Genomic DNA, 20366 nt, shown 5'->3' on the forward strand with positions numbered 1-20366 from the left:
AGACAACCTTCTTCATTAAGGAAGGTTGTCTTCTTTACGATGCGGTTCTTGTTTATATTTGTGCTCGAATCGTCTGTAATAGGCCATCTTGCGTTATGCGTTGTAGAAGTTTAACTAATTGATCAATTGGAATTTTTTCTCCTTGCTGAAGCCAACTGCCTGTTACTCCTATCATGGCAGAAAGCGCATATTCAAGCACAATCTCCAATTCCATATTCATTGTAATACCGGTATTAGCCAGCTGTTGTACGATCATGTTGCTGTAGCTCGCCTTTATTTTATGTTGAAAAGAAGGGTCCCCGTGGTCCCCTAGAAGAACAGCTAAATATTTGCGGTGTGTGACGAGTTTATTCATCATTTGATCGAGCGGGATTGGAGCTTCGGTAAGTAAACTGACGGGTGTAATCTGCTGCAAATCCGCTATCAGTTCATCCTCTATTTGTGATAGAACGTCGTATACGTCCTTAAAATACTCATAGAAAGTACCGCGGTTGTACCCGGCACGTGAGGTAATTTCTCTGATCGTTATCTTTTCTATCCGTTTAACGGTATACAGCTCCCAGAACGCTTCCATTAAATTCTGTCTTGTTTGTACGGTTGTGTTAGATGAAGCTGGCATAGTTATTCCCTCTATTCCGTAAACGAATAATTCCGACATCTGTGACGAAGTTGTCGGTTGAACATACTTCCGGTGGATCTTAGACTAAAATCATACGACATGTTGTTGGAATTTTCAATTCGATATGAATGAGGAGCGTGTTTGTGAAGTGTTCACTGTATCCGTTAATCGTATTACTAAGAAATACGCAGCGAACAAAGGCGTTTTTGATCTATCATTTACTATTGGCGAAGGGGAGGTTTTTGGGTTTCTAGGTCCTAACGGGGCGGGCAAGACGACAACAATTCGCCATCTGCTAGGCTTTATTCGACCGGATAGCGGGAGCGCTTCTATACTGGGACAAGATTGCTGGCGTGAAACGAAGAGCATTCAGCGGCAACTTGGCTATTTGCCAGCAGAAATTGCACTGCCCAGCCATATGACCGGCACCGAGCTAATCCAGCATGCATCTCGTATGCGTGGATTATCAAGCCATAGTAAAGCTCAGGCGCTAATAGATCGATTCGAACTCGACCCGTCTATCCCTGTGAAGCGTATGTCAAAGGGGATGAAGCAGAAGGTCAGCATCATTTGCGCTTTCATGCATGATCCTCAGGTCATTGTGCTTGATGAACCGACAACTGGACTCGACCCTCTAATGCAGGCCGCTTTCGTCTCGTTAATCAAAGAAGAGAAGGCACAGGGGAAGAGCATTCTGATGTCTTCCCATCTATTTGAGGAAGTTGAAGGTACGTGCGATCGCATTGGCATTATCAAGCAAGGACGCCTCGTCTCCCTCGCTCATGCTGACGAGTTCATTCGCATGAACCGGGCAGTGTATGTCCTGACATTTGGTAATGCCAGTGATTATGAATCATTCCGACAAGGACCGTTTGCAATAACTTCTTCCGACGATAACCGGCTGCAGCTGACCATAGAAATGGAAGAAGGTCGTATTAACAGTCTGATTCAAGCGCTAGCTTCCCATGAATTAGTTTCTCTGCGTGAATCGCAAGCATCTCTGCAATCGCATTTTATGGCATTTTATCATTAAAGGAGGCTCACTTAATGTTTAACCTAGAGCTGTTCAAATATATTGCGAAGTCCCATTTCAAGTCATTCGCAATCATTACCGTTTCTCTTCTCGTTCTCATATCCATCATTATGACGGTCTTTGACCCGTCAACCATTGCGGATATTGCGGCTGCCAGCAAGGATGCTCCCGTCAATCCACTAGGAGATATCACAACATTAATCGCATTTGTCGCAAATCAATATTTCGGAAACTTCGTTATTATCTTAGGTATTATCTATTCTGTCATAACAGCTAACAAGCTTGTCGCCGAACAAGTGGACAAGGGCAGTATGGCATATCATCTGTCCATGCCGGTTACCCGGGTAGAATTGACGGCAACAAGCGCATTGTATTTGTTTTCATCACTTGCATCTTCTAGTATTCGGGGTTGGATGGAGCGTTGCAGAATCGGTACAGCCTGGAGAGCTGCCAGTTGGCATTTTTTTTACCCTCTCATGGGGGGCGTTTCTGCTGCATTCAGCTATCGCAAGCGTTGTATTCCTTGCTTCCTGCTTGTTTAATCGCTCTAGTCGAGCGCTAGCGCTTGGGGCAGGCTTAGCTGTTTTCTTCTTTGCAGCCGATCTACTATCGGGTTTGAGCAGCAGCCTGGAATGGATGCATAATCTTACGATCATTACGCTGCTGGACGTAGATGCTATTGTTTCCGGGGGAAGTTATGGCATTCAGTTGTTCGTTCTGGCCGCTGTATCGTGCAGCCTTACCTTGATTGGAATCAGCATCTTTAAACGTAAGGACTTGCCGATCTGATTCAGCAATAGGCATTTAATATAAGAGCTGAAGGGAACCCCTTCAGCTCTTGTCGGCTTCCTATCCTTATAGAACATATTCTTCAGCCCAGTACCGCGCAGGTACTGGGTTTATTGTATTGCGTTGCTTCATTCAGACTTCTAGTGCCATTTCCGGTGGACCGTTATAACAGATAAAGCCTTGCAATTACTGTATAGATTTTGTATATTGTTTGCATAGTTATTGTATAAATATTGTGTAGCTTAGGTTCCCTTATGGGGAAGAAGGTCTGTCGCATAGCTGCTGAACATTCTAAATGATAAGAGAGAGGATTACGTCTGACTCATGTACACCATTTCTCAAGTATCTGCTATAGTCGCTCTTCCCATTGTTACGATTCGAGCATGGGAGCAGAGATATGGGGCCATAAAACCTCTAAGAAAGGATTCTGGTCATCGACTATACGCGCAATCCGATATTGATGACTTGCTTTGGCTAAAAGAACAGAAGGAGAAAGGCATTAACATTGCACAGGCAGTTATGCTTCTGAAGCAGCGGCATTCTGTCCGAGTTCAGGAATTGGAGCTGCAGGACTCCGATAAGACATTGGGAGTCCCCCAAATGCTTCAGGAGACCTTAAATCCTTGTCTGGAGCTGCAAGAGCAGCTCTTCCATTCCTTTAGCCGTTATGAGACCGAAAAGGCAAAGCTGCTGTTAGACAAGGGGTTTGCGGTTTTTGGCTATGACAATATGATTTGGGAGGTTATTGTACCGCTCATGCATCGGGTTGGCGATAAATGGGAGGAAGGGGAGATAAGCGTGGCGCAAGAGCATTATATTACGCAGCTTGTGGTACAACGTTGCATGGTTTTTCTGCAAGTGTTCACCGCCACGCGCAATTACCCGAGAGTACTTGCCTTCTGTCCCCCTGGTGAACATCATCAATTTGGACTTCTTTTATTTGCGCTTTATCTTCGCCAACAGGGAGCGCAAGTCATTTATTTGGGTCCGGACACTCCTTTAGAAGGGATGATCCCTCTCATTCGGACACAAAACATTCATTTTGCTGCAATTTCCTTAAACAATGTGAACCGTCAACCAAACGCCGTTCATCTCATCGAGAAGCTAAAGAAGGAATTTCCTATGCTTCGTTTCGTGTTAGGTGGAGCGGGGTTTAACGGTATCGGTGAGCCATACCGCAGCTGGTGGCTTTCTGGAGGAACCCAGAGTGAATGGGAAAACTGGTTTAACGGCACCCTCTGCACCAATGAGGCAGTTACCGGTGATCAGGTATTCGAGTAAAGGAGGAATCGACGCATGCATACCCTTGCAGATAAAAGAATCGCCATAATCGGAGCTGGTCCCGGGGGTCTCGCGGCAGCTATGCTGCTCTCAGCCGCGGGCTTTAAGGTGACGATCTACGAGAAACAATCCTATTTAGGAGGCCGCACTTCCCGTTTGACCCTTGGGGACTATCATTTTGACAGGGGACCGACCTTTTTTATGATGCCCCAGCTCCTAGAGGAGCTGTTCGCCGCAACTGGACGCTCCTTGCATGATTATGTAAAGCTCCTGCCTCTTGATCCCTTGTATACACTGCGGTTTGGCAGCGTAGAATTCTCGCCCTCCTCCAACAATGAAGTAACGGCTGAAAGGATCAAATCCCGATTTCCAGGGAATGAAGATGGCTTCAGACGGTTTCTAGTGGATCAGCAGAAGCAGTTTGATGCCTTGGAGCCGCTTCTCAAACGTCCGTTTTCTTCCGTTGCCGACTACTTATCCAAGGATATTTTGAATGCACTTCCGCACCTGCATCCGTTTCAAAGCGTGTATGACCGATTAAAGCTTTATTTTAATGATGAGCGCTTAAGGTATGCATTCACCTTTCAGTCCAAATATTTGGGCATGTCCCCGTGGCAGTGTCCGGGAGCTTTCACCATGCTGTCCTTCTTGGAACACAGGTTTGGTCTCTATCATCCTGTCGGCGGAGTAAATCGGGTATGCGAAGCGATGGGCGAGGTTGTAAAAGAGAACGGCGGAGTGATTCATCTCTCTACGGGCGTTTCTCGCGTGCTTGTCAAACGGGGCAAGGCAGTTGGCGTTAAGCTGGATAACGGAGAGTCCGTCGAAGCGGATCATGTCATTATTAACGCAGATTTCGCAGCGGCGATGAGCAGCTTGTTCGCCCCTGGCGATCTAAGAAAATATACGCCAAAGAAGCTGGAGCGCAAACGTTACTCCTGTTCGGCCTTTATGCTTTATATGGGAGTGAAGAAACCTGTTTCTATGCCTCATCATGCGATATTGTTCGCAAATGACTATCGGAGGAACGTTGATGAAATGATGGGCGGAAGCACGCTGTCCAACGATCCATCCGTTTATGTGCATAATCCTTCGGTGCTTGACAGCACCCTTGCGCCGGAAGGTCATTCCGCCCTTTACGCGCTAATGCCCGTCCCTAATTTGAAATCGGGCATGGACTGGGGCCGAATTCGTGAGGAAGCGAGAGATCGAATGCTTGGAAGGCTGGAGAAGGAGCCCGAATTACGTAGTTTGTCCGCGTCCATCGAACGGGAAGCTGTCATTACTCCGCTCGACTGGCAGGATGCCCACCACATATTTGCAGGTGCTACGTTTAATCTTGCCCATACCCTCGATCAAATGATGCTGCTGCGTCCACGCAATCGCTTTGAAGAGATAGGGAACTGCTGGCTGGTCGGCGGAGGAACGCATCCCGGCAGCGGTCTGCCGACCATATTCGAATCCGCGCGGATTACCTCGCAACTGCTGCTTCAGGACGAAAGGGCTGCTAGCATTGCCTTATCGATGAATGGGGCCTCAGCCGGCGTTGCAAGACAGGGGAGGGTTAACCTATGAAAACAGCCATCGTTGGTGGAGGAATCGGAGGGATCGTGACCGCTTTGCTCTTGGCGAGGAAGGGGATGGAGGTCGAAATATACGAGAAGAGCGGTAAATTAGGCGGGCGTCTTGCTTACCAGGAAGGGGGCGGCTATCGGATTGATCAGGGACCAACTATCGTTCTGCTTCCAGAGATGCTGCTTGAAATATTGGCGGAGTGCGGAGTGGAACGGGATGCCCTGGAGCTTCTTCCATGCGACCCGATGTATGCCATCCATTATGGAGACGGCACAGTATTTCGCAAGTGGAAGGATACAGACGCCCAACTGGCGGAGATTTCCGTTACGTTCCCTGGCGAGGAAGAGGGCTTCAAGGATTACATACGGGACATGAGCCGGATATTTACGGAGGGAAAGCGCGCCTTTCTGGAAAAAGCGTTCCTGCGAAAAAGACATTTTCTCACTATCGGCAATTTGCAGCTGCTATCCAAATTAGGTGCTTTCAGAAGTGTACGTGGACTTTCCGGCCGTTATTTCCATAGCGAGCAATTGAAGGATGCTTTTTCGCTTCAAACGTTGTATATCGGAGGCTCGCCTTCTCGGGTGCCTGGAATATATACGCTGCTTCCGTATGCGGAGCATGCTTTTGGGGTGTGGTATCTAAAGGGGGGGTATGCTCGTCTTGTTGAAGTGCTGGAAAGAGAATTAAGGAAACAAGGAATAACCGTTCATTTGGAACAACCGGTAAGTCAATTGCACATCGAAGAAAGCGTATGCAAAGGACTTGTTACGCAAGGAGAGCTCAAGAGATATGATGCCGTCGTGTACAATGGCGATTTCCCGAACATACGGGAGCTATATCCCGATAATCTCACAGCTGCCAAGAAGAAAGCAGGCGGATTAATGGGCAAAAAATATGTCCCGTCCTCGGGCTGCATGCTCATTTACATGGGACTGAATCGTCAGTGGCCATGTTCCCATGTTCATCAGTTTTATCTGCCCGCTTCACTTACAGACAGCTTGAAAGAGATTTTCGAAGAGCACCGGATTCCTAAAGACCCGTCTTTTTATGTGTTTAATCCTTCGCGTATAGATGAACAGGCAGCCCCTCCCGGCAAATCGGTTCTTTACATGCTTGTACCTGTTCCTAGCGATGAATATATTGATTGGTCTAAAGCTGCCGAACCGCTTAAAGAACGGGTCATGCAGGAGGCGGAAAGAAGAGGATTTCCTGGTTTGCAGGACAGTGTGGAATGGTTGGAGCTGCGGACGCCTGCAGATGCGAGGAGAGATGGTTTGTATGGGGGAGGGAGTTTCGGTATTGCGCCAATCCTTAATCAATCCGGGTTGTTCCGTCCTCAGATTGTCCCTGATACCATTGCTGGCTTATATGCCGTTGGTGCTTCGCTCCATCCCGGAGGCGGGATACCCATCGTCATGCAGGGAGCTCGACTTGCCGCAAATCACATTGAAAAGGAGATGAAAGTTCATGGAGCTTCAACAGACATTGGAGCAATGCGAGCAATTAATCCGCGATAACTCCACTAGCTTCTACCGGGCGTTCAGTACGCTGCCCAGCCCGCAAAGGGAAGCGGTGTTTGTCATTTATGCTTTTTGCAGACTGATTGACAATTCGGTGGACGAACCGGAACAATCGCCCTTTACGCTGGAAGAGCTGGAGATGCAGTTCAAGCAGCTAGAGACTGCGCAAGGTCATTTCATCTGGCCTTCGCTTCGCTGGTTATTTGCCTGCTTTCCCCTTTCGCAAGAGCCTTTCTTCAGGCAAATGACCGGTCAACGCCGGGACGGAATCCTGACTCATTACAACTCAATGAAGGAATTGGAGGAATATTGCTATCTTGTGGCGGGAACGGTTGGGGAAATGCTGCTGCCCGTGCTGCATCCTTCTCCCGATAAGGAAGTAGTGGAGGCTGGTATCTATCTTGGCAAAGCTATGCAAGTAGTCAACATTATTCGGGATGTCGGGGCGGATATGCAGCTTGGCCGCCGCTATCTGCCTCTTGATTTAATGAATAAACATCATTATACTGCGGCGGAATTCGAGCGGAGAGAAGTGAATGCGAAATTTATTGCCATGCTGAACGAGCTCACGGAGCTGGCAGATCATTGGTTTGCTTTGGGGTTGTCTAATTTGAATGAGTATCCTGCCAAAAGCGCCTTTGCGGTTGAACTGGCTGCTTCGTATTATCGTGCGATAATAGATGAGGTTATACGAATCAAATACAATGTCTATAGGCGCCGCGCGGTTGTTGGAGCGCTTGCGAAGAAACGGATTTATACATCTCTTAAGTCGAAATATAATGCTTTGTCATCGGAAGAGAGGCATCCAGACGGCGAGGCGGTATCATGAATGATAGTCGGAAGAATAAAGGCTTTGACATGCTAAGGTTTAATCCAAGTATGCCAGGGAAACAGGAACTCACGACGGAACCGCTTCGGCTATTGTTTCTTGGCTGGTATGCCTGCGGTCTATTGCTCATGCTGACTGTAGGCGTGCCAGACGCGCTCACTTTCTCCAATGGCTTGTTTCTTGTGCTATATGCCTTGTATGCTCTTCGGATTGAAGCCGGCTTGCAGGAGAAGGCCGTTATCCGAAGCGTTAGGGCACTTGGGATTGCTGCAGCAGCTTTTCTGGCCGAAGTCCTTGGTGTAGCAACAGGATGGCCATTTGGCGAATATGTCTATACAAGTGAGCTTGGCTTTCTCGTAGCGGGAGTTCCCATTACAATGACCTGTGCATGGGTCGGCGTAGTGACAAATGCTGTGATGCTCGCCGAAGACTCCAGCTCCCGCATGACAAGGGCGGTGAAGACGGGTCTGTGGACCGTGCTCTTAGATCTTGTGCTGGATCCGGTTGCATCGGCTAGAGGCATGTGGATCTGGGGGGATGGTGAGAGTGGAGCCGAGGCCGTCCGGAATTTTGGCGCTTTTGGCTCAAATGGCTATTACGGTATACCATTCGTTAATTTCGTCGGCTGGTTTCTCTTATCCGCCTTATTATCCTTCCTTTATCCCAGACGGGTTACTAGTGCCGATGTAAGTAGGAGAAGCGTCCGGCTTATGGAGCTAATGCTAATGATGTTTGGCCTGCTTGGAATAAAGGCAGGGTTATGGATTTCCCCGATAGTTGCCGCAGGAGGCTGCCTCCTGCTGGAAGGAGTGCTGCGCCGTGATCCCCGCCGACAAAAGCCGTTTTTTTGAGAAATGGTTTACTCTCTACAACGAGAGATGGCTCATTAAGCGGTATTTCTATCGCGTTTATATGCGCGGCGAGTCCGATCCTGTTTCCGAAGGTCAGCCTGTTCTTTACCTGATGAATCACAGCTCATGGTGGGATGGCTTGCTTGTCTATGCGGTAGTCCGCCAAAGATCTAAACGGCAGCATTACATGATGATGGATGAAGAACAGCTCGCGAAATACCGGTTTTTTCGTCGCATTGGAGCCTTTTCCATAGATAAGCAAACGGTGAGCGGCATAGCGCAATCGCTGCGTTATGCCGAGAATCTGCTTAAGCAAGGCCATAGTGTCTGGTTGTTTCCGCAGGGAGATATCCGGCATCTGGAAGAGCGGCCTCTGAATTTCAAGAATGGTGCAGCCTATCTGCTGTCGCGAGTACCTGAAGCCGCGGTAATACCTGTGACGGCTTATTATAGCTTTGGAGTTAATCAAAAACCGGAAGCAGGGCTTTGGTTTGGCGCTCCTTTGGATGACAGCGAGCTGGCAGGGCTTAAATCCAGAGAAGTGACCTACCATATGAGCAAGCGGGTGCAAGATCAATTGGACGAACATCGGCGGCTGGCGATTAAAGCAGTGAGAGGCGAATCCATGACTGGCTTTTACCCTTTGTTTCCTGGAAGTGAAACGACGGATAGCAGATTTATGTCGCTGAAGAGGAGGTTTTCCCAATGGCGCTCTTACTTTGGACGGTAACGGTGCTGCTTGTTGTTCAGCTGCTGTTTGTCACTTGGAATCTGACCGGACTTCATCCGCTTGGGGGAACAGGGGAAGGCCGAAAACGGCTGGATGAAGGAAGGGAGGGTCATAAGGCAGAGGATATGTTACCGCCCCTACTGTCTATACTGATTCCCGCTCGCAACGAGGCTGATAACATCGCAGTCTGTGTTAAGTCCGCCTTGAGTGAGCAATCGCATCTGATCGAAGTGATCGTATTGGATGACGGCTCAACGGATGGCACGGCCGAAAAGGCGCTTTTAGCCGCTGCGGGAGATGCTCGGTTCACCTTGCTCTCCGGGGCAAAGCTGCCAGACGACTGGATGGGGAAATCTTTTGCTTGCCATCAGCTTGCCGCGGCTTCCCGCGGACAGTGGCTGCTGTTTCTAGATGCTGATGCACGTCTTGAGCCTGACGCCGTCGCCGCTGCTCTGGATACTGCGCTAGCCCAAGAGGAAGGCTTGGTTACTGGATTCCCTTATCAGGAGACCCGGTCGTATATGGAACGATTGATCGTTCCGCTAATGAACTTCACGATTGCCTGCCATCTGCCGATACGGCTTGTCCGGTCCTCGCGGGATCCCCGATTCGTTGCGGCACACGGAGCGTTCATGCTAGTTAATAGCGGAACCTATAAGGCGATAGGAGGCCATGAAGCTTTCCGCCAGCATCTTGTGGATGATATGCAGCTGGCCCGTTCGGTTAAGACGGCCGGTCATCCTGTTACGCTTGCGGACATTTCGGATTATGTGTCCATGCGAATGTATAAGGACGCAACTGGCGTATGGAACGGTTACAAAAAAAATCTGTTTGCCGGCCTCGGACGTCGCGCTCCACTTCTCCTGACGGTATTGATCTTCTATATGGCTCTTTACATTTTGCCGCCTGTTTGCTTGGTATTATACGGCATTTCGCTGACAACTGGTCATGGAGCAATCGGGGATAGTTTTGTCTTGGCGTGCGTGGGAACCTTATTGGGTTTCCTTATTAAAACCATAATTGACCACCGCGGCCGTTTTCCGATGAGGTATGCTCTCCTCCTTATGCCCGGCATGCTGGCGCTTGCGGGGATTGCTCTATCATCGTGGCTTGCTTCTGTCAGGGGAAAAGGTTATGAATGGAAAGGTAGGCGATATTCTTGAAGCGCGCAGTGATCATCGGCGGAGGCATCGGGGGGCTGTCGGCCGCTGTACGTTTGGCTGCAGCCGGCTGGTCCGTCACCATACTGGAACAGCAGAAGACGCTTGGCGGGAAGCTGCAAAAAATTCAATTGGACGAATTCTCCTTTGACCGTGGACCAAGCACGATAACGATGCGCCATGCTTTTCAATCGGTCTTTGCAGCGGCAGGAAGGCAGATGGAAGACTATGTGGAATTCGTTCCAATCAAAGAGGGAACTCGGAATGTATTCCCTGACGGGAGCATCGTGGATGTAAACGCAGATCTTGCGTTCATGGAAGAGCAAATCGCAGCATTCTCGTACAAAGACTCCCGCGCGCTGCGCCCGTTTATGCGAGAATCAGAGCGTCTGTACCGGCTTGCGGATAACTATTTTATGAATCGCCTTCTTCTGTCCTGGAGGGACAAAACGAATCCCCTCCTTTTAAAAGCTTTGCTTCAGGTTCGGCCCTTGCTGACTCTGGATCGTTTACTTCGGCGTTATTTTACCCATCCTCATACGCTTGCCTTGTTCGGGAGATATGCGACATACGTCGGCTCTGATCCAAGGCGAGCGCCATCGATATTCGCTATGCTCCCTTATCTGGAAGCCGTGCTAGGCGTTTACTCCGTTAAAGGAGGAACTTATTCGATTGTAGACGGCTTGCGCCGGCTGGCCGAGGAGCTTGGTGTACATATCCATACGATGACTAGAGCCAAGCGCATCATCGTCAGCGGTGATCGAGCGTCCGGAGTGGAGACCGAAAATGCAATTCATCATGCGGATATAGTTGTGGCTAATGGAGATGTCCTTTCTATAACGCAAGAGTTACTGGATAACCGATACCGGCCATCTGCGTTTAGACAGGAGCAGGCTGTTGACAAGTACGAGCCGTCTCTATCCGGATTTGTGCTGCTTGCGGGAACGAAGCGGCAGTATGATCTGCTCCGGCATCATACGGTTTTTTATCCCGATGAGTATGGCAGTGAATTTGAGGATATCTTCGTGAGAAAGCGGCCTCCCCGAGAACCAGCTATATATGTATGCTGGTCTGGCAGAACGGAAGCCGGAATGGCACCTGAAGGAGGGAGCAACCTATTTATATTGGTAAATGCTCCATATTGTACGGAGGAATTGCAGTGGAACGAAGTTGGCGAAGCCTATGCCGGTAGAACGGCAGAGCAATTGGAACGGCGAGGCTTGCATGGACTATCTAAGGATATGATAGCTTCGAGCCGGTATACGCCGGAGCAACTCAGGAAGGACACTTCCGCTTACAGAGGTGCCATTTACGGCATTTCCTCCAACTCTCCGAGCCAGACCTTTGCTCGCCCGTCCAATCGCAGTCATTTGAAGGGGTTATGGTTCGTAGGAGGAACAACTCACCCGGGTGGAGGCACTCCCCTGGTCGCGCTGTCAGGTCGGCTCGTTGCGGAAGCTATCTTAAACTCATGAATAAAGGAATAACGCACAGTGCCCTCTTCCGTTAGCGGGGAGAGGTGCTGTGCGTTATTTCTTTATAGCTCAAGAGGGGGCACTTCGATAATCAGGTCAGGCTCGTCATGAATAAATGTGATCTGAAAGGTTCCGCGAATATCCTTATTCGAGCTGGCTGCAGTGTCGTTTATTCGATTAGCGATTTGCAGCAGCAACGTATGGGTCTCTTCTGTTATCTTCAGCTGCGTCTGTTGAATAGAAGGATAAAGATGAATGGCGTCATCCGGTTCTATTTCAAATTGTATGCATAAGGATCGGTTCGAAAACATCCTATAATCGGTGACCCAACCGCCGCTGGATGTAATTATTTGCTTTGCATCATCCATAGCATCATGACGATTATATTTGGCTACGGCATTGATCCGTATAAAGGCGATTTCATTGCTCATAAACGTTGTTCCTCCAGAACTTGCAGGTTTCTTACTCATTATAGTAGGACGAAATGTATTGTTCAAACGAGAGTAAGAATCGTTACTTTCCGTATAATACTGGCTATTATAAGGCCTGAATCTTGCGATTGGTATGTCCGCCCGGCAATTCACAAGAAATGAGAATGAGCCGCATATTTTGGGAAGCAATTCAGTCCGTTCTCCAATAGACTTGAAGCAAGATAGCATTACACTACTGGAGGTATTTTAGATGGCTGGATGGGTTGGTCTAAAAGATTTATTGATCACGGAAGTGAAGCAGCGCAGCGACGAGGCATGTTTGGTGGATGGATTTCTGGAACGGATCCAGGCATCCGGAGACAGCCAATCGGAGTTAATGAAAATTTATGAAGAATTATGTGCTTTGGAGCCTGAGCAGCCCAATCATGATGAACCTGATGAACTGGAGGAGATCCGGAGGCTTCGCCCGAACGGTCCCCGCAAATTGGACAAAGAGCTTAGTCATGAACAATGGGCAGATAAATTCTATGGCGCTTGGCTTGGAAGAGCGATTGGCTGTGCGTTAGGAAAACCTCTCGAGTGGCCTCATTTCATGGCTGGCTCCAATGGCAGATCAGGATGGGAAAACGTGTACTTATGGTTCAAGGGAGCAAATGCTTGGCCGATTAAAGGTTATACCCCGGGCCACTCTACAGCCAAGGATGAATTTGGGATCGAGCTCGCTGCCTGGGGCTCCGCAAGTACAAGAGAACGAATTTCCTTCATGGAAACGGATGACGATATTCGCTATACCGTGCTTGGATTAATGATGCTGGAAAGAAAAGGTCTTGATTGGGATTCCTGGGATATAGGCAAGCTGTGGCATGAGGTCTTGTCCTATAACCAGGTTTGTACGGCGGAAACGCAGTCCTATCTGAATTTCGCGCAAGTCACTTATCATTATGGGGAGCAAGGGAGACCGGCGGATTGGTCGCAGAAGAAAGAATGGGTCCGCACTTATTTGAATCCATACCGCGAGTTTATCGGCGCACAAATTCGGGCAGACGGCTTCGCTTATGGAGCAGCCGGCCAGCCTGAGCTGGCAGCTGATTTCGCTTGGCGGGACGCTTCGTTCTCGCATGTGCGTAACGGAATTTATGGTGAAATGTTCGTGGCTGCCATGATCGCGGCCGCATTCGTGGAATCAGATCCGGTAAGAATCGTAGAGATCGGGCTAAGCGAAATTCCTTCAAATTGCCGTCTTGCACGAGATATTCATAAAGCGGTGGAAATCGCGCGGAGTACAGAAGATCAGCTCGCATTGGTTGAGAAGATCTGGAATGCCTTTAAGCACTACGATCCCGTGCATACGAACAATAATGCTGCTCTGGTAGCAGCATCCCTCGTATTTGCGAAAGGGGACTTCAATAAAGCTATCTCTACGTCGGTGTTGGGCGGATGGGATACCGACTGCAATGGAGCGACAGTAGGTTCCATTATGGGCGCATCGCTTGGTGCCAAGCAATTGCCTGCCCATTGGGTAGAACCGCTTCATGATACTTTGTATTCGGCTGTTATCGGTTTTCATCCGATTGCCATTTCAGAGTGCGCCAGAAGAAGTCACGAAGTCTATTTGAAATTGAAGGGACAGCAGAAAGCAGGCCATTAATACGATATGGATTGACGTCCGAGCGAGGGTGCATGACTCCCCATTCGGGCGTTTTTCAGTTACAATGAGGTAAAAAAGCTGAATTTATATCTTAGGAAGGTACGGCATGATACTGCACATTACCTATGAGGATAACGAACTTCCCATTAACAGTTTCAAATGGACGCCAAGCTTCGAGCTGGAGACGCAGCATCATCATCAAAGCTTTGAGATGGGCTTATGTCTTTCCGGTAGCGGGCAGTTCTATTTTGGCAGCACTGTTTATCGCGTAGTCCCAGGCGATATTTTTATCGTTAATATTCTGGAGAATCATATCGCCCAATCCGATCATGGTTGTCCTTGCGAGTTTTTATTCCTTAACTTTGATTCGGGGCTGCTTGCCAAGGAAGAGCCGGAGCTAATGGTGCCTTTTCGTTATTATCCGTTTCATTTTCAGAACCGCTTACACGGCAACACTGATAGTATGGAACGTCTTCGAACGATGATAAAGCAGATTTATGCAGAGAAAGAAGAGCGTGCTCCCGGTTATCGGACGGCGGTGAAAAGCTTGCTGATGACGATCTGCGTAGAGCTTCTCCGCATGTCCAAGGAAGAGATCAGCAATACGAAATGGCTCGATGGCATGCGAAACTATGAGCATATTAGGCCGGTGCTGCAATATATGGACGAGCATTACCAGACGGAAATCAGCTTATCCCAATTAGCTTCGTTATTTCACATCAGCGAGTCGCATCTATCAAGATTGATATTGGAAGCAACAGGAAGAAAGTTTAAAAGCTATTTGTCGACGCTTCGCATACAACATGCCAAGCGGCTATTAGCGACGACCATTATGCCGGTAACTGAAATTTGCTACGAATGCGGGTACCAAAGCATGGCTACTTTTTATCGCAATTTCAAGCAATTTGTAGAAATGTCGCCTGAAGATTATAGGCGCGTCATGCTGACGAATGTGTGAGGATAATAGACAAACATCCGCAGAAGCTTGACTCTGCGGATGTTTGTTATGGGTGTTTCCTTAGGTGATACTGCCCGATGCATCCCGGTATTCCTGTGGCGTCATTCCGAAATATTTCTTGAACAGCTTGATGAAATAGGGCGGGTTCTGATAACCGATTTTGCTGCAGATCTGGTAGATGCGATCATCCGTCTGCTTGAGCAAATAAGCGGCTTTCTCCATCTTGAGACGGATGATATATTCGCTTATATTTTCACCCGTCTCGGTTTTGAAAATTTTGGACAAGTACACCGGATGCATATGGATGTGATCGGCAATTTTCTGCAGCGTAACATCCTCAGCAAGATTAGCGTTAATGTAGCGCTGGATCTGCTGGATCGAGCTGTTTTTGGCTGTTGCCATCGATTGATTCATGTCTTCATAGAACAGTTCTATAACCTGAAGCGCCCACTCCTTCAACTGCTTGACACTAAGAAAGGGCTTATGGGAAACGAAGGGCTCATAAGCAGCGCCGAGCAGTTCCTCGAGCAGCTTGCCGTTCTTGTGGGCGGCATAAGCAAATGCAGCGCCAAGCTGGAAGAATACTTCCGTCAGCTGTTCGTGGGAATCCAGGCCGTGCGACTCCAGCTCGCTAGTAATGGCTTCAAGCTTGGTCAGAGTCATATCTCTTTGTCCCATATCCAGGATCTGCATCATGGTTGGGGTCTCGTACAAACTATTTATTGATCGCATAGCCATGCCTGTAGTCAGGTTATCTCCCGTTGTCATGAACATATCTTGATCATTGCCAACGCTTCGACGAATCGTTGTCACGCAGGCTTGATACAAGGAAGATATGTCATTGGCGAATATTCCCCACGAGCTTATGACAACGGAAATTTTCCCTTTAAGAAAAGTCCTTACGTTTTCTTGCAGCTTCAGCATGGTTTGTTCCAATAACCGGGATAACTGAGCTTCCGAGTCGGGGTAAGCAGCTAATTTCTCGGCTTTGCTTGTCTTCATTTTGATAAGCAGGACCAGGTAGTCATACGAATCTTTTCCTGCTACGAGATCAAAATGCGCGCCGAAGGTTTCTTCCGCAATGTTAAAAATCGCATATTCGAAAAGGGCCAGACTACTGGAATCAAACTTGGAGAAACCGTCTTCAAGCCGAAGGACTGCAATGGCAATGGAGTCATCTCCTTGCATCGGAATATGCAGCATCTCCAGCTTGGACTGCAGCTCTTCGCTGCCAAAGCGTTTGCCCTTGATGAGATCGTTAAGCAGGTTCGCCCGCAGCAGGGGGGCTTGCTCCTTCAAAGCCGCGTACACTTTTTTCTGAGTCAACAGCTCCGTCCACTCCGCAGTCAATACATCCTTCATTCGAGCGACGGCCTGAATAATCTCTTCGTCGCTGGCCGGTTTGATTAAATACTCCGTGACCTGGGAAGACATCGCCTGCTTGGCATAATTAAAGTCCGCGTACCCGGAGTGCACGATGCATTTCAGCCGGGGATTGGCTTCCTTAATCGTTTCGATCAATTCCAGCCCGCTCAGCTCGGGCATGCGAATATCGGTAATGACGATGTCAATAACATGCGTATTGATGACTTGAAGAGCTTCCTTGCCCGAATAGGCACGGTAGACCTGCTCGATGCCGATCTCTTCCCAGTTAATGGTCTCCGCCAGAGAATCGACAACCAGATGCTCGTCATCAACAATGAGTAATTGATACATAGCTAGCCCTCCGTGTTTTTAATTGGCCATACAAGCGATATTTTTAAGCCGCCGAGCGCGGCTTCTTCCATGTCTATACGTGCATCCGGGCCGTAGTGAAGGAGCAGACGCTGGGCAACATTCCACAGTCCGCATAGGTTGTCTTCATTACTTGATTTCATAATGCGATGCAGGAGAGAAGCACGTTCCTCCAGGTTAAGCCCAGCCCCATTATCTTCTACTGACAGCCGGTAGAATCCGGCTTCCCGGCAGCCATTTACCCGAATCCGGCCCGCTTGTGATCGGGGAGCTAGACCATGAATGATGGCATTCTCAACTAAAGGCTGCAGGATGAGCCGCGGTACTTCAAGTGCTCGCATATTGTCCGAGCATTCGATCTCATAGTTCATTTTGTGCATGCGCAGCTTGTGAATCTCCAGATAATTGCGGATGAGCTCCAGCTCCTCCTGGAGAGTGGACGCAGGATTCTCCAGTCGGGTGGCATAGCGGTAATAAGCGCCTAAATTCAGCGTCATGGAGATCACTGCGGCTTCGTTGCCCATCTTGGCGCTGTATTGAATAAAGTTCAAGCTGTTGTACAGAAAATGCGGATCAATCTGTGATTGCAGATGCTTAAGCTTAGCCTCCTGCAGCCGGATACGCGATTCATAGACGGTTTCAATTAACTCCTTAATTTGGTGAGCCATCGTGTTGAACTGATTGATCAGGAACTGGAATTCATTTTTTGGCGTGTAAGTAATTTGCGCATTATAATCCCCTCGCGTAATCGATCTAACGCTGGAGACAAGCTTCAGGATCGGCTTCTGCACATTGCGGTAAATCAGGAAAGACAACGTCAAGGCCAGTCCGATCAAGATGGCTAATGAACCCATAAAAATCTTGCTGGATCGGGAGATTGGCGCCAATACATCATTTAAGGGAAGAAAATCGACCAAATACCAATCGAGAGAATGGGATAACTGATAAGTAACAATATATTTTTTTCCATTCATTTGAACGGTTTCGTTGCCGGACTCCTTCAACTTGGATCCATTCAAATGTTTCATCAGAATAGAGATTTGCGGCTTTTCCGAATAACTGTTCATAATGGGAGCAATTCCAGGCTTATATAGAAACGGGTCATGGATACTGCCATTGCTTTTGAAGGTGTCCAGCATTTTGATAATGTTTTGCGCCGGGAACGAAATCTCGGTCAACAAGCGGTAGGAGGATACCGCATTATTCTCCATTAGATTAGGCTCCACGAAATATCGTAAAAAATATGGCGAGCTCCCGTACCTGTAATCCGGGGACGTATAGGCCCATTCCGTACTCAGATGTTTTTGGAGAAAGGACTCATTATAAGTGATATTTCCCGTATTGGAAATAGCCTCCTTGGCACTGGGAGAATAAACGGCAATTTGATTATCCCATGCCATCGAAGAGCTGTTGAGCTTCAGCTTCTCTTGTATATTCGATACAATTAAAAACTTGTCGTAAGGATAATGAACCTCTTCATAGTTGAGGTAGGACCTTACAGAGCTATCCCGTTCCATGATAAGAGCAAACGTGGAAAGCTGATCAACCATGGTATCCATTTGATTGGTTAATAGCTGCATATTGGAGGAACTTGATTTTAGAATTTCCTTCCGAACGACTGTATTGCTTGTTTGATTGGTATAAAAGTTGAGGGCGAGCAAGGGCAGGAGTATACCGATCAGAATAAAGTTGAATTTGGCAAAGGTGCTTAATCGAAGTGGCATGGGTACCTCCCGAGTACAAATAAAAGATTGGTTCATTCGACATAGGCTTATCATATCGGGAAACTTCAGCAGATGGAAGAGCAAGGCATGCAGGCGCGTGCGAATAATGCAAAGTGATTAAGAAAACATATCGAATCTTAATTTCGTCTTCTATCAGCCGGAAAATGAGGATGATAAGATTTACACATAGACAGACGAATCGACATAAAGGAGCGAAAACAATGCTCGGAAGAAAAGGCATACTGTATGCGATGTTGCTGCCAGGCATCCTGCTAACTTTCATTTTTCACTACTTGCCGATGATTGGACTGGTCATATCCTTTCAGAATTTCAAGCCTTGGTTAGGAATTACGGGGTCTGAATGGGTGGGATGGGATAACTTCCGGACTGTCTTTCAACGGGATGACAGTCTGCAGGTCATCTGGAACACCTTATTCATAGCATGCGCCAAAATTATAGTAAACCTGATAGTTCCTGTCGTGTTTGCTTTACTCCTCAATGAGGTGCGGCAAGCGCGGTTCAAGAAGACGATTCAAACGCTGGTGTACCTGCCGCACTTTTTATCCTGGGTTATCCTAGGCGGGATCATCATTGATATTTTATCGTCAAAAGGTATTGTAAACACGGTCATCCTGCCGACATTCGGAATCGATCCGATACTCTTTTTGGCAGACGGCAGCTGGTTCCGATTTGTTGTCATTGCCACGGATTCATGGAAGGAATTCGGCTTCGCCACGATCGTCTTCCTGGCTGCGCTGGCCGGCATTGATCCGTCGCTGTACGAAGCCGCGGAAGTGGACGGTGCAGGACGCTGGAAGATGACCTGGCATGTGACGCTGCCGGCTCTTGTGCCTATCGTAATCGTGGTAGCCACATTGGCGATGGGGAATGTACTTAACGCCGGTTTTGACCAGATCTTTAATCTTTACAATCCGCTAGTGTATGAAAAAGGCGATATTATCGATACTTTCGTCTACCGGGTAGGCCTTCTCAGCAGTCAATTCGGTCTCGCAACCGCTATAGGATTATTCAAATCTTTAATCGGATTCATCATGATCATCGCAGCCTATCAGCTGGCATCCCGATTCGCGAATTACCGCATTTTCTAGGAGGCAGACTATGTATTACAAATCGCGGCCTTATCGGCTATTCTATGCTATTAATATTATTGTTCTTTCCCTGGTTTCCGTACTTTGCTTGATACCGCTCATCCACGTGCTGGCTTTATCCTTTAGCAGCGGGGTTGCGGTCGAGACCAATCAGGTGTCCTTATGGCCAATTGGGTTTAATCTGGATTCTTACAGCCGGACATTCGCCGACGGTGCGTTCCTCGGAGCCTTGATGCATTCTATATTCCGAGTTGTACTTGGTGTAAGCATCGGTATGCTCGTTACGATCTTGACCGCATACCCGCTGTCCAAAATGGACGGCGGCGGGTTAAAGGGCGGAAAGCTGATTGCCTGGTACTTTGTTTTCACGATGCTGTTCAATGGCGGTCTTATACCTAACTATATCTTGATTCAGAAGCTCCATTTGATGGATTCGATCTGGGCCTTAGTGCTCCCGGGTGCGCTTAGTATTTACAACATGATACTGATGCTCAATTTCTTCCGGACGATTCCAAGGGAGCTGGAAGAAGCAAGCTTGATTGATGGAGCCGGTCATCTGACGACATTGTTCCGGATATATATTCCGGTTTCGCTGCCCTCCATTGCTACGATTGCTTTATTTGTGACGGTAGGCAGCTGGAATGCCTGGTTTGACGGGCTTATCTATATGCATAAAGAGAATTGGCCGCTGAGCACTTTGCTGCAAACGATGATTTCAGCTCCGGATCTAAGTCAGAAATCCGTTTCTGAATCGGAAATCATAAATTTGACGGAACGCTCGCTCCGTGCAGCTAAAATTTTCATCGGTGCTTTGCCGATCCTGCTTGTGTATCCTTTTTTGCAACGGTTCTTCGTTAAAGGCATCGTTGTAGGCGCCGTAAAAGGCTGATACTAAGG

Annotated in this window: 19 protein-coding genes; 15 read left to right on the forward strand and 4 right to left on the reverse strand. The window is 48.2% G+C overall.

Annotation, left to right across the window (positions count from 1 at the left end; translation table 11 throughout):
• Positions 1–52 precede the first annotated feature (52 nt).
• The gene (locus ACR9FF_RS12160) at positions 53–619 is read right to left on the reverse strand and encodes a TetR/AcrR family transcriptional regulator (RefSeq protein ID WP_435171294.1); all 567 of its coding nucleotides are present in this window, start codon (positions 617–619) and stop codon (positions 53–55) included.
• Positions 620–767: 148 nt separating this feature from the next.
• On the opposite strand from ACR9FF_RS12160, the gene ACR9FF_RS12165 reads away from it, so the two are divergent.
• The 11 genes from ACR9FF_RS12165 to ACR9FF_RS12215 all read left to right on the forward strand — a co-directional run bounded on the left by ACR9FF_RS12165 (position 768) and on the right by ACR9FF_RS12215 (position 11865).
• Entirely contained in the window at positions 768–1652 is an 885-nt protein-coding gene (locus tag ACR9FF_RS12165; RefSeq protein WP_435171296.1) for an ABC transporter ATP-binding protein, read from the forward strand.
• Between the two features lie 14 nt (positions 1653–1666).
• Entirely contained in the window at positions 1667–2194 is a 528-nt protein-coding gene (locus ACR9FF_RS12170) for a hypothetical protein (protein WP_435171298.1), read from the forward strand.
• A gap of 94 nt (positions 2195–2288) precedes the next feature.
• Positions 2289–2441 carry a hypothetical protein gene (locus ACR9FF_RS12175; RefSeq protein WP_435171300.1) on the forward strand — a complete coding sequence of 51 codons (153 nt, stop codon included), beginning with the start codon at positions 2289–2291 and terminating at the stop codon, positions 2439–2441.
• 324 nt (positions 2442–2765) lie between these two features.
• Complete coding sequence (locus ACR9FF_RS12180; protein WP_435171302.1) at positions 2766–3722, forward strand: MerR family transcriptional regulator; 957 nt, start codon at positions 2766–2768, stop codon at positions 3720–3722.
• A gap of 15 nt (positions 3723–3737) precedes the next feature.
• Positions 3738–5297 (forward strand): phytoene desaturase family protein, encoded by a 1560-nt coding sequence (locus tag ACR9FF_RS12185; protein WP_435171304.1) that lies wholly within the window; start codon positions 3738–3740, stop codon positions 5295–5297.
• Positions 5294–6817, forward strand: coding sequence for a phytoene desaturase family protein (locus ACR9FF_RS12190; protein ID WP_435171306.1), 1524 nt, complete (start codon positions 5294–5296; stop codon positions 6815–6817). The genes ACR9FF_RS12185 and ACR9FF_RS12190 overlap by 4 nt, the downstream gene beginning before the upstream one ends.
• A complete protein-coding gene (locus ACR9FF_RS12195; protein ID WP_435171308.1) occupies positions 6768–7649 on the forward strand; it encodes a phytoene/squalene synthase family protein in 882 nt (293 codons plus the stop codon). Before ACR9FF_RS12190 ends, ACR9FF_RS12195 begins: the two co-directional genes overlap by 50 nt.
• 50 nt (positions 7650–7699) lie before the next feature.
• A complete protein-coding gene (locus ACR9FF_RS12200; RefSeq protein ID WP_435171310.1) occupies positions 7700–8500 on the forward strand; it encodes a carotenoid biosynthesis protein in 801 nt (266 codons plus the stop codon).
• Complete coding sequence (locus ACR9FF_RS12205; RefSeq protein WP_435171312.1) at positions 8469–9230, forward strand: lysophospholipid acyltransferase family protein; 762 nt, start codon at positions 8469–8471, stop codon at positions 9228–9230. The genes ACR9FF_RS12200 and ACR9FF_RS12205 overlap by 32 nt, the downstream gene beginning before the upstream one ends.
• Positions 9206–10393: a glycosyltransferase gene (locus tag ACR9FF_RS12210; RefSeq protein WP_435171314.1), complete on the forward strand. Its 1188-nt coding sequence runs from the start codon at positions 9206–9208 to the stop codon at positions 10391–10393. The genes ACR9FF_RS12205 and ACR9FF_RS12210 overlap by 25 nt, the downstream gene beginning before the upstream one ends.
• Positions 10390–11865, forward strand: coding sequence for a phytoene desaturase family protein (locus ACR9FF_RS12215; RefSeq protein ID WP_435171316.1), 1476 nt, complete (start codon positions 10390–10392; stop codon positions 11863–11865). The genes ACR9FF_RS12210 and ACR9FF_RS12215 overlap by 4 nt, the downstream gene beginning before the upstream one ends.
• A 62-nt stretch (positions 11866–11927) precedes the next feature.
• Here ACR9FF_RS12215 and ACR9FF_RS12220 read toward each other — a convergent pair whose 3' ends face one another.
• The gene (locus tag ACR9FF_RS12220) at positions 11928–12296 is read right to left on the reverse strand and encodes a hypothetical protein (RefSeq protein ID WP_435171318.1); all 369 of its coding nucleotides are present in this window, start codon (positions 12294–12296) and stop codon (positions 11928–11930) included.
• Positions 12297–12546: 250 nt separating this feature from the next.
• On the opposite strand from ACR9FF_RS12220, the gene ACR9FF_RS12225 reads away from it, so the two are divergent.
• Together ACR9FF_RS12225 and ACR9FF_RS12230 are read left to right on the forward strand one after the other, a co-directional pair.
• Entirely contained in the window at positions 12547–13944 is a 1398-nt protein-coding gene (locus ACR9FF_RS12225) for an ADP-ribosylglycohydrolase family protein (protein WP_435171319.1), read from the forward strand.
• A gap of 106 nt (positions 13945–14050) precedes the next feature.
• The gene (locus tag ACR9FF_RS12230) at positions 14051–14902 is read left to right on the forward strand and encodes a helix-turn-helix domain-containing protein (protein ID WP_435171321.1); all 852 of its coding nucleotides are present in this window, start codon (positions 14051–14053) and stop codon (positions 14900–14902) included.
• 60 nt (positions 14903–14962) lie between these two features.
• On the opposite strand, the gene ACR9FF_RS12235 is transcribed toward ACR9FF_RS12230, so the two are convergent.
• Positions 14963–16618: a response regulator transcription factor gene (locus tag ACR9FF_RS12235; RefSeq protein ID WP_435171323.1), complete on the reverse strand. Its 1656-nt coding sequence runs from the start codon at positions 16616–16618 to the stop codon at positions 14963–14965.
• 2 nt (positions 16619–16620) lie between these two features.
• Positions 16621–18360, reverse strand: a complete 1740-nt coding sequence (locus ACR9FF_RS12240; protein WP_435171325.1) for a sensor histidine kinase — start codon at positions 18358–18360, stop codon at positions 16621–16623.
• A 221-nt stretch (positions 18361–18581) separates the two neighbouring features.
• Between ACR9FF_RS12240 and ACR9FF_RS12245 the strand changes: the two genes are divergently transcribed.
• Both ACR9FF_RS12245 and ACR9FF_RS12250 read left to right on the forward strand, forming a co-directional pair.
• The gene (locus ACR9FF_RS12245) at positions 18582–19469 is read left to right on the forward strand and encodes an ABC transporter permease (protein ID WP_435171327.1); all 888 of its coding nucleotides are present in this window, start codon (positions 18582–18584) and stop codon (positions 19467–19469) included.
• A 10-nt stretch (positions 19470–19479) separates the two neighbouring features.
• Entirely contained in the window at positions 19480–20358 is an 879-nt protein-coding gene (locus ACR9FF_RS12250) for a carbohydrate ABC transporter permease (RefSeq protein WP_435171329.1), read from the forward strand.
• Positions 20359–20366 lie beyond the last annotated feature (8 nt).

The organism is Paenibacillus glycanilyticus (genome assembly GCF_051200795.1).
Classification (GTDB): Bacteria; Bacillota; Bacilli; order Paenibacillales; family Paenibacillaceae; genus Pristimantibacillus; species Pristimantibacillus glycanilyticus.

Coding starts and splice junctions, on each gene's coding strand:
- ACR9FF_RS12200 (WP_435171310.1), top strand. CDS start 7,700: ATGCCAGGGAAACAGGAACTCACGACGGAACCGCTTCGGCTATTGTTT.
- ACR9FF_RS12185 (WP_435171304.1), top strand. CDS start 3,738: ATGCATACCCTTGCAGATAAAAGAATCGCCATAATCGGAGCTGGTCCC.
- ACR9FF_RS12160 (WP_435171294.1), bottom strand. CDS start 619: ATGCCAGCTTCATCTAACACAACCGTACAAACAAGACAGAATTTAATG.
- ACR9FF_RS12195 (WP_435171308.1), top strand. CDS start 6,768: ATGGAGCTTCAACAGACATTGGAGCAATGCGAGCAATTAATCCGCGAT.
- ACR9FF_RS12225 (WP_435171319.1), top strand. CDS start 12,547: ATGGCTGGATGGGTTGGTCTAAAAGATTTATTGATCACGGAAGTGAAG.
- ACR9FF_RS12220 (WP_435171318.1), bottom strand. CDS start 12,296: ATGAGCAATGAAATCGCCTTTATACGGATCAATGCCGTAGCCAAATAT.
- ACR9FF_RS12170 (WP_435171298.1), top strand. CDS start 1,667: ATGTTTAACCTAGAGCTGTTCAAATATATTGCGAAGTCCCATTTCAAG.
- ACR9FF_RS12235 (WP_435171323.1), bottom strand. CDS start 16,618: ATGTATCAATTACTCATTGTTGATGACGAGCATCTGGTTGTCGATTCT.
- ACR9FF_RS12250 (WP_435171329.1), top strand. CDS start 19,480: ATGTATTACAAATCGCGGCCTTATCGGCTATTCTATGCTATTAATATT.
- ACR9FF_RS12245 (WP_435171327.1), top strand. CDS start 18,582: ATGCTCGGAAGAAAAGGCATACTGTATGCGATGTTGCTGCCAGGCATC.
- ACR9FF_RS12240 (WP_435171325.1), bottom strand. CDS start 18,360: ATGCCACTTCGATTAAGCACCTTTGCCAAATTCAACTTTATTCTGATC.
- ACR9FF_RS12180 (WP_435171302.1), top strand. CDS start 2,766: ATGTACACCATTTCTCAAGTATCTGCTATAGTCGCTCTTCCCATTGTT.
- ACR9FF_RS12190 (WP_435171306.1), top strand. CDS start 5,294: ATGAAAACAGCCATCGTTGGTGGAGGAATCGGAGGGATCGTGACCGCT.
- ACR9FF_RS12230 (WP_435171321.1), top strand. CDS start 14,051: ATGATACTGCACATTACCTATGAGGATAACGAACTTCCCATTAACAGT.
- ACR9FF_RS12210 (WP_435171314.1), top strand. CDS start 9,206: ATGGCGCTCTTACTTTGGACGGTAACGGTGCTGCTTGTTGTTCAGCTG.
- ACR9FF_RS12175 (WP_435171300.1), top strand. CDS start 2,289: ATGCATAATCTTACGATCATTACGCTGCTGGACGTAGATGCTATTGTT.